Raw genomic sequence first — 16,195 nt, 5'->3', positions numbered from 1 at the left:
CTCCGGGGGGCCCGGACCGGGGGTGTATGCTGGCCCCCAGACCGCTCAGCAGCGGCATCCGGGGGAGGTGCGCTCTTATCACGCAGGAAATCTGGGCGGACGTGCTGGGGTACGTCCGCCAAAATATCTCGGAAGTGGAATACAAGACCTGGTTTGCGCCCATGAAGAATATGGGCGTTCAGGGCGGCTCGCTGGTGCTGGGCGTGCGCAACTCCTTTGCGCAGGAGTACGTGCGGCGGCAATACCAGCTGCTGCTCGAGGACGCCCTGCGCGACCTCGGTGCCGAAAACCCGCAGGTGACCTTTCAGGTTCTGCCCGCCGTGCAGGAGGCGATGATCCTGCCCGAGGACCCGCCCCCACCCCGGCCGGGCCCCGGGAGGTCGGCGGCCCGCCCGCCCGCCGCCCCCGAGAACCGCAAGACGCTGAATCCCAAATACACCTTCGAGAACTTCGTGGTGGGGCCGAACAACAACCTCGCGCACGCGGCGGCGCTCGCGGTGGCCGAGTCGCCGGGCAAGGCGTACAACCCCCTCTTTATCTACGGAGACGTGGGCCTGGGCAAGACCCACCTGATGCACGCGGTGGGGCACTACATGGCCGAGCAGTTTCCGGACAAGCGCATCGAGTACGTCTCGACCGAGTCCTTTACCAACGACCTGATCAACGCGATCCGCGAGGACCGGATGACCCAGTTCCGCAACCGCTACCGCTCGGTGGACCTCCTGCTGGTCGACGACATTCAGTTTCTGGCGGGCAAGGAACGCACCCAGGAGGAGTTCTTCCACACCTTCAATGCGCTCTACGAGAACCACAAACAGATCATCCTGAGTTCGGACCGGCCGCCCAAGGACATCCAGACGCTCGAAGGCCGCCTGCGCAGCCGTTTCGAGTGGGGCCTGATCACCGATATCCAGTCGCCCGAGTTCGAGACGCGGGTAGCGATCCTGAAGATGAACGCCGAGCAGAGCCACGCGGCCATTCCGCAGGAAGTGCTTGAACTGATCGCGCGGCAGGTCACCAGCAACATCCGCGAGCTGGAAGGAGCGCTGGTGCGGGTGGTCGCCTACGCCAGCCTCAACAACGTGCCCCTGTCGCGCGTGGTGGCCGCCAAGGCCCTGAGCAACGTCTTCGCGCCCCAGGAGGTCAAGGTCGAGATGAGCGACGTCCTGAAGGCGACGGCCGCACACTTCGGGCTCTCTGCCGACCAGATTCGCGGCTCAGGCCGCGCCCGCGAGGTCGTCGTGCCCCGGCAGGTCGCCATGTACCTCGTGCGCGACCTGACCGGGCACTCGCTGCCGGAAATCGGGCAGTTCTTCGGCCGCGACCACTCCACGGTGATGCACGCCGTCTCCAAGGTCACCGAGCAGATGGGCAAGGATGTGGAGCTGACCGCCGCCGTTCAGGCACTGCGGGGCCAGCTGAAAGATGTGGAAGATGAGCAAAAAGGGACGTAATCTCATGACGCGTTCTGTCAATGCGCAAATAAGTTCCAAATTCCGTTCCAAAACGGTGTGCGGGGTTTCACAATCTGTGGATAAACCTGTGGACAACTTCCAAAACCTGTGGATAAGTCGCCGTTTTCTGTGGACAAAATTGTGGATAACTGCCCTACTTATCCACAGGGGAAAAGGGCCTGTGGATAACCCCCCAAGTTATCCACAGGTTATCCACAGATTTTCGGGTTATCCACAGGGGGCTTGTGGATAACTTTTCCGCACTGGGAGCGGCCCGAGGGGAGTTATCCACAGTATCCACAGGCCCTACTACTACTACTACTGGTTTTTAAATTACTAGAAGACAGAAAAAGATAGACCCCTTGAGGGGGAAAGGTGGAAGATGAGAGCACACGTCACCAAGAAGATTCTCAGTGAGGGCCTGGGTCTGCTCGAACGGGTCGTGCCCAGCCGCAGCAGCAATCCGCTGCTCACGTCCCTGAAGGTGGAGGCGAGCACCGAGGGCCTGACCCTCAGCGGCACCAACCTCGAAATTGACCTGTCGTGCTTCGTGCCCGCCGAGGTGCAGGACCCGCAGAATCTCGTCGTGCCCGCACACCTGTTCGCGCAGATTGTGCGGAACCTGGGGGGTGAACTCGTCGAGCTGGAACTCGCGGGCAATGAACTCGCGGTGCGGGCAGGCGGCAGCGACTTCAAGCTGCAGATCGGGGATTTTGACGCCTACCCGCCCCTCTCGTTCCCCACCCACGCCGACGTGAGCCTCGACGCCGCCGAGCTGGCGCGGGCGCTGGGCAGCGTGCGCTACGCGGCGAGCAACGAGGCGTTTCAGGCGGTCTTCCGGGGCATCAAGCTGGAGCACCGGCAGGAGTCGGCCCGCGTGGTGGCCTCGGACGGATACCGGGTCGCCCTGCGCGACTTCCCGGCCAACGGGGACGGGCGCAACCTGATCATCCCCGCCCGCAGCGCCGACGAGCTGATCCGGGTGCTGCGTGACGGCGAGGCCCGCTTCACCTACGGCGAGGGCCTGCTCAGCGTGACCACCGAGCGGGTGCGGATGAACCTCAAACTCCTCGACGGCGAGTTCCCCGACTATGAGCGGGTGATTCCCAAGGACATCCGGTTGCAGGTCACCCTGCCCGCCACCGCACTCAAGGAGGCGGTCAGCCGCGTGGCCGTCCTGGCCGACAAGAACGCCAACAACCGGGTCGAGTTTCTCGTCTCCGAGGGCAAGCTGCGCCTCGCCGCCGAGGGAGACTACGGCCGCGCCCAGGACACCCTCGACGTGGTGCAGGGCGGCATGGAACCGGCCATGAGCCTCGCGTTCAACGCCCGGCACGTCCTCGATGCCCTGGGGCCGATCGAGGGGGAAGCCGAACTTCTCTTCTCGGGCTCCACCAGCCCCGCCATCTTCCGCGCGAGCGGGGGGGGCGGGTACATGGCCGTCATGGTCACGCTGCGGGTCTGAGGGGCCTGTGGGGGGCAGCACGGGGCATTCTCCGGGTCGCCCCGTCCCCCACCCGCCCCACCGCTGGGTGGAGCGACCCATCACCCGTAGAGTGTCAGCGATACACCTGGCCCCACGCGGGGCAGGGCAGCTCAGGAGGTACCAGCATGAACATCGAGAAAGTGATCGCCCGTGAAGTGCTCGACTCGCGTGGCAACCCGACCGTGGAAGCCGAAGTGCACCTGGACAGCGGCTTTTCCGGCCGCGCGATCGTGCCCTCGGGGGCCAGCACGGGCAGCCACGAGGCGCTCGAACTGCGGGACGGCGGCGACCGCTACGGCGGCAAGGGCGTGCTGAAGGCCGTGCAGAACGTCAACGAGGCCCTCGGGCCTGCTGTGGTGGGCCTCGACGCCTCCGAACAGGGGGCCGTGGACGCTGCGCTGATGACCCTGGACGGCACCCCCAACAAGGGCCAGATGGGCGGGAACGCGATTCTGGCGGTCAGCCTCGCCACCGCGCGGGCGGCGGCCAACGAGCTGGACGTGCCGCTCTACCGCTACCTCGGCGGCAGCAACGCCAGGACCCTTCCGGTGCCGATGATGAACCTGATCAACGGCGGGGCGCATGCCGACAACTCGGTGGACTTTCAGGAATTCATGGTGATGCCCGTCGGGGCGCCGACCTTCCGTGAGGCGCTGCGCTACGGCGCGGAGACCTTCCACACGCTGAAAAAGGTGCTTTCCTCGCGCGGCTACAACACCAATGTGGGCGACGAGGGCGGCTTCGCGCCGGACCTGAAAAGCAACGAGGAAGCCCTGCAGGTTCTCCTCGAAGCCATCGAGAAGGCGGGCTACGAGCCCGGCAAGGACATCGCCATCGCGCTGGACCCCGCCGTCACCGAGCTGTACCGGGGCGGCCAGTACCATCTGGAGAGCGAGGGGCGGACCCTGTCCACCGCCGAGATGGTGGACTTCTGGGCCGACTGGGCCGGGCGCTACCCCATCGTCTCGATCGAGGACGGCCTCGCGGAAGACGACTGGGACGGCTGGCAGCAGCTCACCGCGAAGATCGGGGACCGGGTGCAGCTCGTCGGGGACGACCTGTTCGTGACCAACCCCGAGCGGCTTCAGCGCGGCATCGAGACGGGCGTGGGCAACGCGATTCTGGTCAAGGTCAACCAGATCGGCAGCCTCACCGAGTCGATGGACGCCATCGAACTCGCCAAACGCAGCCGTTACGGGACCATCATCAGCCACCGCTCGGGCGAGTCGGAAGACAGCTTCATCGCGGACCTCGCGGTGGCCACCAACGCCGGGCAGATCAAGACCGGCTCGGCCTCCAGATCGGACCGCATCGCCAAGTACAACCAGCTGCTGCGCATCGAGGACGCGCTGGGCGGCTCGGCCGTCTACCTGGGCCGCAAGGCGCTGAGGTAACCCGCCGTCCGGTTCCGGGGATCAGGTCTCAGGAAGTGCCCTCCCCTGAAGCCTGATCCCCGCACGCATCACCCGTTGGAACCAATTCCAATCCAGAAAGCAGGCATCCCATGAAACACTTCGACAGAGCCACCAAGATCGTCGCCACCATCGGCCCGGCGAGCCGCACGCCCGAGACGCTGGGGCGGATGATGGACGCGGGCCTGAACGTGGTCCGCATGAACTTCAGCCACGGGGACCCCGAGGACCACCGTCAGACCGTGCAGATGGTGCGCGAGCTCGCCGCCGAGCGCGGCCTGACCATCGGCATCCTGCAGGACCTGCAAGGCCCCAAGATCCGGGTGGCCCGCTTCCGGGACGGTCAGGTGACGCTGGAGGCCGGGCAGCCCTTCACCATCACGATGGACGACGTGGAAGGCGACGGGGAGCGGGTCGGCAGCACCTACAAGGGGCTGGCGCAGGACGTGTATCCGGGCCTGACCCTGCTGCTCGACGACGGCAACCTCGCCCTGCGGGTCGAGCACGTGCGCGGTCAGGACATCCAGACCACCGTTTTGATCGGCGGCGTCCTGAAGAACAACAAGGGCATCAACGTGCCCGGCGCCGACCTCTCGGTGCCTGCCCTGACTGAAAAGGACGTGCAGGACATGGAATTCGGGGCCGGACTGGGGGTGGACTGGGTGGCGCTCTCGTTCGTGCGCTCGCGCGACGACCTGCTGCTGGCCCGGCATTACCTCGCCCGCTTCGGGTCCCGCGCCAAGCTGATGGCGAAGATCGAGAAGCCGCAGGCGGTAGACCGCTTCGAGGACATCCTGCGCGAGGTCGACGGCATCATGGTCGCCCGTGGGGACCTCGGGGTGGAGATGCGGCCCGAGCAGGTGCCCACCATCCAGAAGCGCCTGATTCGCCTGTGCCGCGAGGCCGGGAAGCCCGTGATCACCGCGACCCAGATGCTCGAGAGCATGATCAGCCTGCCGCGTCCCACCCGCGCCGAGGCGTCGGACGTGGCGAACGCCATCTACGACGGCACCGACGCCGTGATGCTCTCGGCGGAGTCGGCGGCGGGTCAGTACCCCGTCGAGGCCGTCAGCATGATGGACCGCATTGCCCGCGAGGCCGAGAGCAGCGAGCACTACGAGATGCTGCAGCGCCAGATGATCGTGGAAACCGAACTCGCGCAGGATTCCATCGCCTTTGCCGCCTGCTCCATCGGGGAGAAGCTGGAAGCCCCGGCCATCGTGACCTTTACCAGCACGGGGGGCGCGGCGACCCGCGTCGCCAAGTACCGGCCCCGGCTCTCCATCCTGGCCCTGACCCCCAACGAGCAGACCCGCAACCAGCTGGCCCTGACCTGGGGCGTCTCGCCCATGCTCAGCGAGGACCCCCACAACACCGACGACATGGTCCGCATCGCCAACGACGAGCTGAAAAAGAGCGGGCTGGCCGACGTGGGCGACCGCTACGTGATCACGGCGGGCGTGCCCTTCGGCGTGCGCGGCACCACCAATATGCTGCGGGTCGAGCGGCTGCGGGAAGAGGACCTGAGCGACCGGGTCTGAACGGCCCATCCCCCCTCCACGCGGCTGCCCCCTGTCAGGTGAACGTCAGGGGGCAGCCGGATTTTTATCCACAGGGAGCGGGTTTTTCCACAGGCGGGGTGTGGATAACTCGCGCCGCGCTATCCCTGGGGCACCAGCCGCACGAAACGGTCTTTGCCCTTCTGCAGCACGGCCCCTTCCGCCGGAAGTTCGATGGCCGCCTGCGGGTCGGTGAGGGCGTCGCCGTTGAGCCTCAGCCCCCGGTTCTGGATCAGCTTCTTGGCGGCCCCGTTGCTGGGTTCCAGGCCCGCCAGCACCGCCAGCCGGGTCACGGGGTAACGCCCCTCCCCGCCCGCGAGGTCGGCGGGCACGGGCACGCTGGGAATGTCGTCGGGAATGCCGCCCTTCGCCACCGCCTTGAAGCGGGCTTCGGCGGCGTCCAGGTCGGCGTCCGGGTGCAGCCAGCGCACCACCTCGCGGGCGAGGACGCGGTGGGCCTCGACCGGGTGCCCGGCGAGGAGTTCCTGAATCCGGGCCTCGGGCAGGTCGGTCAGCAGGGTGAAGTAGTTTTCCAGTAGCGGGTCGGGCACCTTCATCAGCCCGGCGAACATCGCGTGCGGCTCGTCGGTCAGGCCGATGTAGTTGTCGAGGCTCTTGGACATCTTCTCGGTGCCGTCCAGCCCCACGAGGAGGGGCAGCGTCATCACGACCTGCGGCTCCTGCTCGTAGTCACGTTGCAGGGCACGGCCCACGAGATTATTAAAGAGCTGGTCGGTGCCGCCGAGTTCTATGTCGGCGTGTAGCGCTACCGAGTCGTAGCCCTGTGTGAGCGGGTAGAGCAGCTCGTGCACGGCGATGGGCACGCCCCCCTCGAAGCGCTTCTTGAAGTCGTCGCGCTCCATGATGCGGGCCACCGTGTAGCGGCTCGCCAGCCGGATCACGTCGGCGTAGCCCATGGGTTCAAGCCACTCGCCGTTGAAGCGCAGCTCCAGCACCTCGGGGTCGTCGCGCAGGATCAGCTTGCACTGCTCGAGGTAGCTCTGGGCATTGGCGCGGGTTTCTTCCAGCGTGAGGGGCGGGCGCGTCTTGGACTTGCCGGAGGGGTCGCCGATCATGGCGGTGAAGTCCCCGATCAGCATGATGACCCGGTGCCCGAGGTCCTGAAACTGCCGCATCTTGCGCAGGATGACCGCGTGCCCGAGGTGCAGGTCCGGACGGGTGGGGTCGGCCCCGAGTTTGACGCGCAGCGGCGTGCCCGTCTCCAGGCTGCGGGTGAGCTTGCGGCGCAGGTCGTCTTCGGAGACGAGGTCCACGACGCCGCGCCGGAGAATGGCGAGCTGTTCGTCGACGGTCAGGTTCCTTTGAATCTCGGTCATGGGGTCTCCAAAAAGAGAAGGCGGCGCACGTGCTTGCTCGCAGGTGCGCCGCTTCGGGGTTGGATTTCAGGCTGTGGCTGACCCTCCCACCTGGCGGCGGGAAGGATATGCACGTCGGGTCAGACGCCTCATGCCGGGCAGCATAGCAAGCCGCGCGGCCTCCCGTACTCTGTCCCCCGTGAAGACGATCCACGAGCTGCGGGCCACCTTTCCCCGCCCCGGTCGCCTGGAGTGGATCGGGCTGCGGGAAGCCCGCCGCGCCCCGGTGCGGAGCGTGCCGGGGGCCGAACTGCACCCCCTCGTCGGGCTGATCGGGGACCACGGCAAGGTCGCCCCGCCCCGCCTGCGGGCGCTGAGCGGCGAGCCGGGCGAGGGGGCCGCCCCCGCCAACGCTGCCCCGGTCCCCGGCGGCCCCGGACGGCGGCAGGTCACGCTGATTCAGGCCGAGCACCTGCCCGTGATCGCCTCTCTTGCGGGCCTGGAGACGGCCACGCCCGAACAGCTCCGCCGCAACCTCGTGGTCAGTGGGATTCCCCTGCTGGCCTTGAAGGAGGCCCGCTTCCGGGTGGGCGAGGTCGTGCTGGAGGGCACCGGGGAGTGCCACCCCTGCTCGCGGATGGAGGAGACGCTGGGCGAGGGCGGCTACAACGCGGTGCGCGGGCACGGCGGGCTGACCGCGCGGGTGATCCGGGGCGGCGTGATCCGGGTGGGCGACGTGGTGACGCCGCTGTGAACGCGCCCACGCTGGACGCCCGGCTGGAGGCGGTCCTGTCGCTGATCTGCGCCGAGTCGCACGCCGATATCGGCTCTGACCACGCGAAGTTGCCCATCCGCCTGATCCGGGAAGGGCGCATCGGGCGCGGCGTGATCGTCGAGCTGAACCCCGGTCCCCTGGCCCTCGCCCGGCGCAACGTGGCCCGTGCCCGGCTGGAGGCGGTGCTGGAGGTGCGGGGGGGCGACGGCTTCGGTCCCCTGGCCCCCGGCGAGGTGGAGAGCGCCAGCGTGACCGGGATGGGCGCGGGGACGGTCGCGGGCATCCTGAGCCGGGCGGGAGAACGGCTGCCGCCCGCACTGGTCCTTCAGCCCAACGACTCGCCCGCCCCCATCCGGACCTGGGCACGTGCAAACGGCTATCACCTGACCGCTGAGCGCCTGATTCCCGGCCACTGGCCCTACCCGGTGCTGCGGCTGGAACGGGCCGGGGGAAACGACCCTGCTTACGCGGGCCTGCCCCTCGCGGCGGCCCTGCGCTACGGCCCCCACCTGCTGCGGGAAGGGTCCACGTTGCTCCGGCGTCAGGTCTGGGACGATGTGGTGCGCCTGACGCCGCTGGCCGCCCCCGGCCGCACCGCCCAAGTCGAACTGGACACGGCGCGGGCGGCGCTGGACGTGCTGGGCGAAACCGGGCGATAGACGGGCAATAAAAAAGCCGCCTCGTCGGGCGGTGATGTCGAAAACTATAGCTCGGTATACAGGTCTGGTCAAGACCCGGCAGGTTAGTCTCAGCGTCGGCCGCCCGTGGCCCGCTGAATGGCCCTCGCCAGCAGGCTGTCTTCCGCTTTCCGCTGTCCCTCCTCGCCCCGGCTGCTGGATGGCCGGGGTATGCAGCGAGGGCCCCACCGATTATGTTTTGAACAGAAAATATGCTAAGATATTCGCATGAAGACCGTTCCTCACACCCTGGAATTCGGCACGCACCGGCTGCCCGCCAGCGCGGACGGCCTGCTGCATGCCGCCACCGCCCTGACGGCCCTGGGCGTCCCGATGCCTGCCGACTGGGCGACCTTTGCCGCCCAGTACGACCTCGAAAGCCCGGAGCGCGACTTCGGGGCTGGGCCGGAGCCCACCCTGGGCGCGGGCGAGTTCGCGCGGCTGGCCTTCGTGCTGGACACGCCCGCCGCGCGGCGCTGGCGCAAGCGGGCACAGACGCTGCTGGCCCGTGCGCTGACCGGCGACGTGCGGCTGGCCGCCGAGATCGCCGAGCGCAGCGCCAACCCGGAAGCCCGGCGCTGGCTGTCCGCCCGGCTGGAAAGCACCGATGCCCGCCGCGAGCTGATGAGCACGGTGGCCCGGCACGGCGGTCAGGGCCGCGTCTACGGACAGCTCGGCTCCATCAGCAACCGCAGCGTGCTGGGCACCGACTCGGCCACCATCCGCCGCGAGCGCGGGGTCAAGCAGACGCGCGACGGTCTGCGCAGCGACGAGCTGCTGCGCCTGACCTACCTCGACACGGCGACCGCCCGCGCCATCGCCGAGGCCGGGGCCCACGGCAACGAGGCCATCTTGCGCGTGCACGAGGGAGTCGCCCGCCGCGAGCGCGACCTGTGGCGCGACTCGCTCCGCGCGAGCTAGAGCATTTGCCATAAGAAGGCGGTGGGTTTCCGCATTCGTTGGCCGAGCAGAGCGAGCGAATGGGACAGGAACATGGGGCAGAATGGAGGCACCTGGGGCGCCCTTCCCCGGGGGCCGTCATTCTGTCCAATGCTCTAGGGGCGGGGAGGAGACCCTGCCCCAGCCCACCCCCAGCGCGTCCCTCCCAGGGGGCGCGTGTTCTCATTCAGACTGGGCAGATGGCGCGGGGGCGCTGGTCTAGAATGCCGCGCGTGCCGCCCTCCCGCCTGTTCCTCGCCCTGCACGTCCCCCGGAAGGAAACGGCGTGACCCGGCCGGTGCCCGGCACGCGGGAGGCAGAGGCGGCGCGGCGTGGGCAGAGGCCGCCCCGGACCCTGAACCGTGCGGTGCTCTCGGAGGTGCTGCGCTGGTACGCGGCGGGCGTGGCGCTCTTTCTGACCTTGCGGCTGACCGACATCCTGAGCACGAGTGTCGGGGCCTTCCTGACCTACGGGGCCACGCCGGGGCAGGCGCTGGCGGTCTTTGGGGCGCTGGCGCCCAACACGCTGAACGAGGCGCTGGTGCTCTCGGTGCCCTTTGCGGTGCTGCTGGCCTTCGGGCGGATGCAGGGCGACAGCGAACTCAAGGCGGCAGCGGCGGGGGGTGTGCGGCCCCTGTCGCTGGTGTGGCCGCTGGCGCTGCCCTTTGCAGTTGTGGCGGCGCTGGCCTACTGGAACGCGGGGTACGTGGCCCCGGCGGGACTGGCCCGCTTCGACGCGGCGTGGTACACGATCTACGGCGGCCCGCAGCCCACACCCACCCAGGACAACTACACCTATGCCTCGGGAGACGGCCTCTTTTACGCGGGCCGGGTCAGCAGCGGGGCGGGCGGTCCGGTCGCTGCGCTCGAAGGCGTGCTGGTGCAGCGCGGCGACGAGACGGTCACGGCCACGGGCGGCACCTGGGACACCGCCGCGCAGACCTGGACGGTCACGGGCGCGTGGATCACCCGCCCCGGTCAGGACCCGCAGCCCGCGCCCGGTCCCCTGGTGTTCCGGCAGACCGACCAGCCCCGTCCCCCCACGCCGCCCCCCGCGCAGGTCAGCACGCCCGAACTGCGGGCACGGCTGGCGAGCGGCGAGGGCACCCCGGAGGAACGCCGGGTGGACGCGCACCAGCTGGCTGCGCGGCTGGCCGATCCCCTGACGGCCGTGATCTTCGCGCTGGCGGCGGGAGCGCTGGGGCTGCTGCTGCGGAACCGGGCGGCGGCCTTTGCGGCGGTGGTGGTCTTCGTGGCCCTGTTCTACGCGCTGTGGGCCACCGCGCCGCAACTCGCACGGGTGGGGGCGCTGCCGCCCACGCTCGCGGCGTGGCTGCCCAACCTGCTGTTCCTGCTCGTCGCGGGCGTGCTGGCCTGGAGGCTGCGGTGAAGCGCTTTGAGCGCTACGTCATCGAGGAAATCCTGCCGCCGCTCGTGGGGGCGCTGCTGGCGATCATCCTGCTGCTGCTGCTGCTGCTGCTCGAAGAGGTCATCGCCCCGCTGCTGGCCAAGGGTGCTGACGGCCTGCTGGTGGCGCGGCTGGTGGCGCTGAATATCCCGGAGGCGGTGGCGCTGGGATTGCCCATCGCGCTGATGTTCGCCACCCTGCTGGGCCTGTCACGCCTCGCCGCCGACTCGGAGATCAAGGCGGCGCTGGCGGGCGGGGTCCCGGCCTCGCGGCTGTTCCGGCCGGTGCTGACGCTGGCGGCGGTGGTGGCGCTGGCGGCCTTTGCGATCAACGAACTGGTGGTCACCCGCGCCCGCGTGCAGGCCCAGAGCGTGCAGCGCGAGATCGTGCTGGACAATCCCCGCGTGATCGGCCTGGGGGACCCCGGTCAGCCGGGGCTGGTGCTGCGCGACGCGCTGAACCGGGCGATCAGCGTGGGGGAGGCCCTGCCCGGCGGCGACCTGCGCGACCTGCGCATCGTGACCATGCAGGCCGGGCTGCCCCCCCGTGAGGTCATCACCGCCGAGCGCGGCCGCCTGCGGGCGGGCAGCAACGTCCTGGAGCTGGAGGGGGGCCGCCGCGTCACCTTCGAGAACGGGCGGCCCGTGACGGTCCTCACCTTCGCCCAGGGCACCCTGCCCGTTCAGGACGTGCAGGCGAGCTTCGACGGCTCGGGCGCGGCCCTGGCGCCCTTTTACCTCCCGCTGCCCGACCTGCTGGCCCGCACCGGGGCCTACCGCGCCCAGAACGTGGCCGCGCCCGCCGACTTCACGGCGCTGTACCGCAAGTTCAGCGAACCGCTGGCGGCCCTCGCGCTGGCCTTTTTCGCGGTCAGCCTCGCGGTGTACACCTTTCGCAGCGGCCTGAACCTGGGGCTGGTGTGGGCGCTGCTGCTGACCTTTGCGTACTACGCCACCTGGAGCGTGTTCAAGGTGATGGGGGAAAACGGCGCCGTGCCCCCGCTGCTCGCCGCCGCCGCGCCGGACGTGATCGCGGTGCTGGCGGGCGTGCTGCTGCTGTGGCGGGCGAGCCGCAGGTAGGAGCGCAGCGCGGCACGAACTCTTCCCACGCTCCACCCCCCACGGGCCCCCACCGGCTACGCTCCGCTGCTGACCTGCGTCGCCTGAATCGCCGTCAGCGCGATGGTGTACACGATGTCGTCCACCAGCGCCCCCCGCGAGAGGTCGTTGACGGGCTTGCGCAGGCCCTGCAGCATCGGCCCGACCGCGACCACGCCTGCCGCCCGCTGCACGGCCTTGTAGGTCGTGTTCCCGGTGTTGAGGTCGGGAAAGATGAAGACGGTCGCCCGCCCCGCGACCGGGCTGTTCGGCGCCTTCTGGCGGCCCACGCTCAGGACGGACGCGGCGTCGTATTGCAGCGGGCCGTCCACCGGGAGGTCGGGGCGGCGCTCACGCACGAGGCGGGTGGCCTCCTTGACCTTCTCCACGTCGGCGCCCTCGCCGCTCTCGCCGGTGGAGTAACTGAGCATCGCCACGCGCGGCGGAATCCCGAAGGCCCGCGCACTGTCGGCCGACTGGATGGCGATGTCCGCGAGTTCCTCGGCGCCCGGATTGGGGTTGATCGCCGCGTCGCCGTAGACCAGCACCTGCTCGGGCATCAGCATGAAGAAGATGGACGACACCAGCGCCGCGCCGGGCGCCGTCTTGATCAGTTGCAGGGCCGGGCGCACCGTGTTGGCGGTGGTGTGGATCGCGCCCGACACCAGCCCGTCCACCTCGCCCAATGCGAGCATCATCGTGCCCAGCACGACCGTGTCCTCCAGCTGGGCCTCGGCCTGCGGCGCCGTGAGGCCCTTGTGCTTGCGAAGTTCCACCATCGGGTCCACGTACTGCCGCCGCACGCCCTCGGGGTCCAGGATTTCCAGCCCCTCGGGAATCGTGAGGCCCTGTCCCTCGGCGACCTGCCGCACCCGGTCGGGATGGGCGAGCAGCACGGGCCGGGCGATGCCCTTTTCCACGCAGCGGATCGCCGCCCGCACGGTGCGCGGCTCGTCGCCCTCGGGCAGGACGATGCGCCTGTTGGCGGCCCGCGCCTTCTGAATCAGCTCGTAGCGGAAGGCGCTGGGGGGCATCCGGCGGTCGCCCTCGGCCTGCGGGGTGTTCAGGCGCGAGCGCAGCGGCACGGTGTCGAGGCGGTCGGCGATGAAGTCGAGGGTCCGCTCCATCCGTTCGAGGTCGTCGTGCGGCACGCGGGGGTCCAGTCGCGAGAGGGCCGACGCCGTGTGAAAGGAGTTCGTCTCCACCCGCAGCACCGGCAGCGAACTGGTCAGCGCGGCGCGGCACAGCCGCTCGATGGAGGGCTCGGGACTGCTGCCCGAGGTGTACAGCAGCCCGGCCAGCGGCACCCCGCTGAGGTGCGAGAGGGACGCCGCCATGACCACGTCCTCGCGGTCCCCGGGCGTGACCACCAGCGCCCCGGACGCGAACAGGCCCGCGTCGGCCATCTTGGGGACCGTGCGGGCGGTGACCACCGTGCTGGTCACCCGGCGCATCCCAGCCTCGCCCTCGTTGAGAATCTCGGCGCCGAGGTGCCGGGCCACGTCCAGGGTGCGCGGGGCGCTCAGGGCCGGGGACTGCGCGATCACGCCGAGGAGGGGCAGTTCGCCCCCGGAGAGCACCCGGCTGCGGGCCCGCAACTCGGCCAGCAGCCCGCCGAAGTCCAGGCCCACGGGCGCGAAGTTCAGCACGTACCCGGCGAGGCCCGAGCCGTCCGAGCGGCGGTAGTTCTGCGCGGCGATCTCCAGCTCGTCCGCGAGTGCGCCCGCCGTGACCCCGGCCAGGCTGGACACCAGCACCACATCCGCCTCCAGGTTGCGGGCGAGGCTGGCGTTCAGTGCCCCGGCGTAGGTGTTGCGCTCGTTCAGCGCCAGCCCCTCCGCGACGAGCACGTCGGCCCCGCCCGGTCCCCCGGCGGCCTGCCGGGAAAGGGCGATGACCTCCTCCATCAGGTCCTCCTCGGCGCCCTGGCTGAGCTGTTCCTCGGCGTGGGCGAGCGCGATGGGCGTGGGGGCCTGCAGGTGCGCGAGGGTGCGGGCGAAGTGGACCGAGTCGTCGGTCTCCGTCTCGTGCGTCTGCGCGATGGGTTTGAGAAAGGCGACCCGCAGGCCCTGGCGTTCCAGGGCGCGGGCGAGGCCGAGGGCGGTGCTGCTCAGGCCCACGCCGTTGCGGGTGGGGGCGACAAAGAGGGTGTGCATGGGGGGCTCCTTCGGGGGTGGGGGGAGGGGGACCGGGACTATGCTCTGCGCTCCACGCTACAGGTCACGTGCGACGAGCTGCCCCGTCTCCCGCGCGATCATCCGTTCCTCGTTGGTGTTCACGACCAGAGCGGGCACACTCTGCGGGGTGGTGATGACGCCGCCCTGCCCGCGCACGGCCCGGTCGTTCGCCGCCGCGTCCAGCCGGAAGCCCAGCAGCCCCAGCCGCTCCAGGGTGGCCGAGCGCACGGCGGCGCTGTTCTCCCCGATCCCGCCCGTGAAGACCAGTCCGTCGAGCCGTCCGAGGGCGACCGCCATCCCCGCAATGGTCTTGGCGAGGCGGTACACGAAGACCTCCACCGCGAGGCGGGCCCCGGCGTGGCCCCGCGCGGCGGCCTCCTCCAGCTCACGCATGTCGTTGCTCAGCCCCGACAGGCCCAGCAGCCCGCTCTCCTTGTTCAGGGCCGCCGTGACCTGCGACAGGCTCAGGCCCGCCTGCCGCGCGATGAAGTCGTGCAGGCCGGGGTCCACGTCGCCGCTGCGGGTGCCCATGACCAGCCCTTCCAGCGGGGTCAGCCCCATGCTGGAGTCTGCGCTGCGCCCGCCCGCGACCGCCGACACGCTCGCGCCGTTGCCGAGGTGCGCGGTGACGAGGTTGAGGTCTTCCAGGGGCCGCCCCAGCAGCCGCGCTGCCTCGCCCGCCACGTAGGCGTGGCTGGTGCCGTGGAAGCCGTAGCGCCGGACCCCGTGCTGGCGGTACCAGCTTTCCGGCACGGCGTAGCGGTAGGCGACCTCCGGCATGGTCTGGTGAAAGGCGGTGTCGAAGACCGCCACGTGCGGCACGTCCCCGAAGGCCGATTGCGCCGCCTCAATTCCGGCGATGTTGGCCGGGTTGTGCAGCGGCGCGAGGGGCACGCAGGCCCGCACCGCGTCCAGCACCTCTGGCGTCAGGAGGGCCGGGGCGCTGAAGCGCTCGCCGCCATGCACGACCCGGTGCCCCACCGCGCCGACCTGACCACGCAGGCCCAGCCGGTCGAGCTCAGCCAGCACCACCCCGAAGGCGTCCGGGTAGCCCCCGCCGGGCAGCGGCACCGTGACCCGCTCCCCGGCGCGGTCCACCCGCACCGAGGCGGCGTCCGTGCCCAGCCGCTCCGCGAGGCCCGCGAGGGGCACGTCTGGGGTGTCCGGCCGCAGCAGCGCGAACTTCAGGCTGCTCGACCCGCAGTTGACGACCAGGGTCCACATGGCAGGCATTCTGGCCCAGACCGGCGGGGGAGGGCGTCCCGGCTTCCTTCATGGCGGGACCGAACCTGCCCGCAGGGGGCACTCACCGCACCCGTGTGACCCGCCGGACCTCCGCCTCGTCCTCCACATGCTCCAGCCGCAGCACGGGGGCCGCCGGATAGTCCCCGTACAGCCCCTCCCCCCACTCCACCACGCTGAGGCGACTTCCCGCCACGAGGTCCTCGAGGTCCATCTCGTACAGCTCGGCCACGTCCCGCACCCGGTAGGCGTCCACGTGCAGGACCCGCCCGGCGGGGGTGGGATAGGCGTGCATCAGGGCGTAGGTGGGGCTGGTCACGCCCCCGGAAAAGCCGTAGGCCCCCACCAGCCCCCGCGTGAGCGTGGTCTTGCCCGCCCCCAGTTCCCCCTCCAGAAAGAGGAGCGAGCCGGGCGGCAGCGCGTGCGCGAGGGCCGCTCCCAGCGCCCGCTGCTCGCCCTCGCCGCGCAGCAGACGGGACTCGCCGGGGGAGAGGGGCAGGGGCAACTCGGTCATGGGGGCCAGGATAGGGGAGAGTCCCCCCGGCCCCTAGCCCTGGCCGCTCAGCCAGCCCCCCACCCGGTCGTCGATCGCCCCGGCGTTGGGGCCACGGGCCAGCCGCCACACGCCCGCGCCCTCCTGCCGGGCCGCCCAC

At 70.0% G+C, this 16,195-nt stretch carries 13 protein-coding genes; 9 read left to right on the top strand and 4 right to left on the bottom strand.

The features are described from left to right. The first annotated feature begins 26 nt into the window (after window positions 1-26). The 4 genes from dnaA to pyk all read left to right on the top strand — a co-directional run bounded on the left by dnaA (window position 27) and on the right by pyk (window position 5,893). A complete protein-coding gene (dnaA, locus tag QOL99_RS03700; protein ID WP_285521460.1) occupies window positions 27-1,454 on the top strand; it encodes a chromosomal replication initiator protein DnaA in 1,428 nt (475 codons plus the stop codon). Window positions 1,455-1,836: 382 nt separating this feature from the next. Further along, a complete protein-coding gene (dnaN, locus tag QOL99_RS03695; RefSeq protein ID WP_285521459.1) occupies window positions 1,837-2,919 on the top strand; it encodes a DNA polymerase III subunit beta in 1,083 nt (360 codons plus the stop codon). A gap of 146 nt (window positions 2,920-3,065) precedes the next feature. Beyond that, on the top strand, window positions 3,066-4,334 hold the full coding sequence (gene eno / locus QOL99_RS03690; RefSeq protein ID WP_285521456.1) for a phosphopyruvate hydratase: 1,269 nt from the start codon (window positions 3,066-3,068) through the stop codon (window positions 4,332-4,334). Between the two features lie 110 nt (window positions 4,335-4,444). Continuing rightward, window positions 4,445-5,893, top strand: coding sequence for a pyruvate kinase (pyk, locus tag QOL99_RS03685; protein ID WP_285521454.1), 1,449 nt, complete (start codon window positions 4,445-4,447; stop codon window positions 5,891-5,893). Window positions 5,894-6,012: 119 nt separating this feature from the next. Here pyk and tyrS read toward each other — a convergent pair whose 3' ends face one another. Further along, the gene (gene tyrS, locus QOL99_RS03680) at window positions 6,013-7,248 is read right to left on the bottom strand and encodes a tyrosine--tRNA ligase (RefSeq protein WP_285521453.1); all 1,236 of its coding nucleotides are present in this window, start codon (window positions 7,246-7,248) and stop codon (window positions 6,013-6,015) included. 178 nt (window positions 7,249-7,426) lie between these two features. On the opposite strand from tyrS, the gene QOL99_RS03675 reads away from it, so the two are divergent. The 5 genes from QOL99_RS03675 (at window position 7,427) to QOL99_RS03655 (ending at window position 12,105) form a co-directional block, all read left to right on the top strand. Further along, complete coding sequence (locus QOL99_RS03675) at window positions 7,427-7,981, top strand: MOSC domain-containing protein (RefSeq protein ID WP_285521452.1); 555 nt, start codon at window positions 7,427-7,429, stop codon at window positions 7,979-7,981. After that, a complete protein-coding gene (locus tag QOL99_RS03670; RefSeq protein WP_285521450.1) occupies window positions 7,978-8,661 on the top strand; it encodes a tRNA (adenine(22)-N(1))-methyltransferase TrmK in 684 nt (227 codons plus the stop codon). The genes QOL99_RS03675 and QOL99_RS03670 overlap by 4 nt, the downstream gene beginning before the upstream one ends. Window positions 8,662-8,907: 246 nt before the next feature. Beyond that, on the top strand, window positions 8,908-9,600 hold the full coding sequence (gene ddrC / locus QOL99_RS03665) for a DNA damage response protein DdrC (RefSeq protein WP_285521448.1): 693 nt from the start codon (window positions 8,908-8,910) through the stop codon (window positions 9,598-9,600). A gap of 304 nt (window positions 9,601-9,904) precedes the next feature. After that, window positions 9,905-11,008, top strand: a complete 1,104-nt coding sequence (locus QOL99_RS03660) for an LptF/LptG family permease (protein ID WP_285521446.1) — start codon at window positions 9,905-9,907, stop codon at window positions 11,006-11,008. After that, window positions 11,005-12,105 (top strand): LptF/LptG family permease, encoded by a 1,101-nt coding sequence (locus tag QOL99_RS03655; protein WP_285521444.1) that lies wholly within the window; start codon window positions 11,005-11,007, stop codon window positions 12,103-12,105. Before QOL99_RS03660 ends, QOL99_RS03655 begins: the two co-directional genes overlap by 4 nt. Before the next feature lie 56 nt (window positions 12,106-12,161). On the opposite strand, the gene pta is transcribed toward QOL99_RS03655, so the two are convergent. The 3 genes from pta to tsaE all read right to left on the bottom strand — a co-directional run bounded on the left by pta (window position 12,162) and on the right by tsaE (window position 16,056). Further along, on the bottom strand, window positions 12,162-14,279 hold the full coding sequence (gene pta, locus QOL99_RS03650; protein WP_285521441.1) for a phosphate acetyltransferase: 2,118 nt from the start codon (window positions 14,277-14,279) through the stop codon (window positions 12,162-12,164). Between the two features lie 57 nt (window positions 14,280-14,336). Then, window positions 14,337-15,524, bottom strand: coding sequence for an acetate kinase (locus QOL99_RS03645; protein WP_285521440.1), 1,188 nt, complete (start codon window positions 15,522-15,524; stop codon window positions 14,337-14,339). A gap of 82 nt (window positions 15,525-15,606) precedes the next feature. Next, window positions 15,607-16,056, bottom strand: a complete 450-nt coding sequence (gene tsaE, locus QOL99_RS03640) for a tRNA (adenosine(37)-N6)-threonylcarbamoyltransferase complex ATPase subunit type 1 TsaE (RefSeq protein ID WP_285521438.1) — start codon at window positions 16,054-16,056, stop codon at window positions 15,607-15,609. Between the last annotated feature and the right edge of the window lie 139 nt (window positions 16,057-16,195).

The sequence above is a fragment of the Deinococcus rhizophilus genome (assembly GCF_030271215.1).
Classification (GTDB): Bacteria; Deinococcota; Deinococci; order Deinococcales; family Deinococcaceae; genus Deinococcus; species Deinococcus rhizophilus.
The sequence above is the reverse complement of the archived record's forward strand: the minus strand, read 5'-3'. Positions and strand labels throughout refer to the sequence as shown.

Bases quoted from the DNA above. Each gene is read 5' to 3' on its own strand.
- dnaA (WP_285521460.1), top strand. From the start codon at position 27: ATGCTGGCCCCCAGACCGCTCAGCAGCGGCATCCGGGGGAGGTGCGCT.
- dnaN (WP_285521459.1), top strand. From the start codon at position 1,837: ATGAGAGCACACGTCACCAAGAAGATTCTCAGTGAGGGCCTGGGTCTG.
- eno (WP_285521456.1), top strand. From the start codon at position 3,066: ATGAACATCGAGAAAGTGATCGCCCGTGAAGTGCTCGACTCGCGTGGC.
- pyk (WP_285521454.1), top strand. From the start codon at position 4,445: ATGAAACACTTCGACAGAGCCACCAAGATCGTCGCCACCATCGGCCCG.
- tyrS (WP_285521453.1), bottom strand. From the start codon at position 7,248: ATGACCGAGATTCAAAGGAACCTGACCGTCGACGAACAGCTCGCCATT.
- ddrC (WP_285521448.1), top strand. From the start codon at position 8,908: ATGAAGACCGTTCCTCACACCCTGGAATTCGGCACGCACCGGCTGCCC.
- pta (WP_285521441.1), bottom strand. From the start codon at position 14,279: ATGCACACCCTCTTTGTCGCCCCCACCCGCAACGGCGTGGGCCTGAGC.
- QOL99_RS03645 (WP_285521440.1), bottom strand. From the start codon at position 15,524: ATGTGGACCCTGGTCGTCAACTGCGGGTCGAGCAGCCTGAAGTTCGCG.
- tsaE (WP_285521438.1), bottom strand. From the start codon at position 16,056: ATGACCGAGTTGCCCCTGCCCCTCTCCCCCGGCGAGTCCCGTCTGCTG.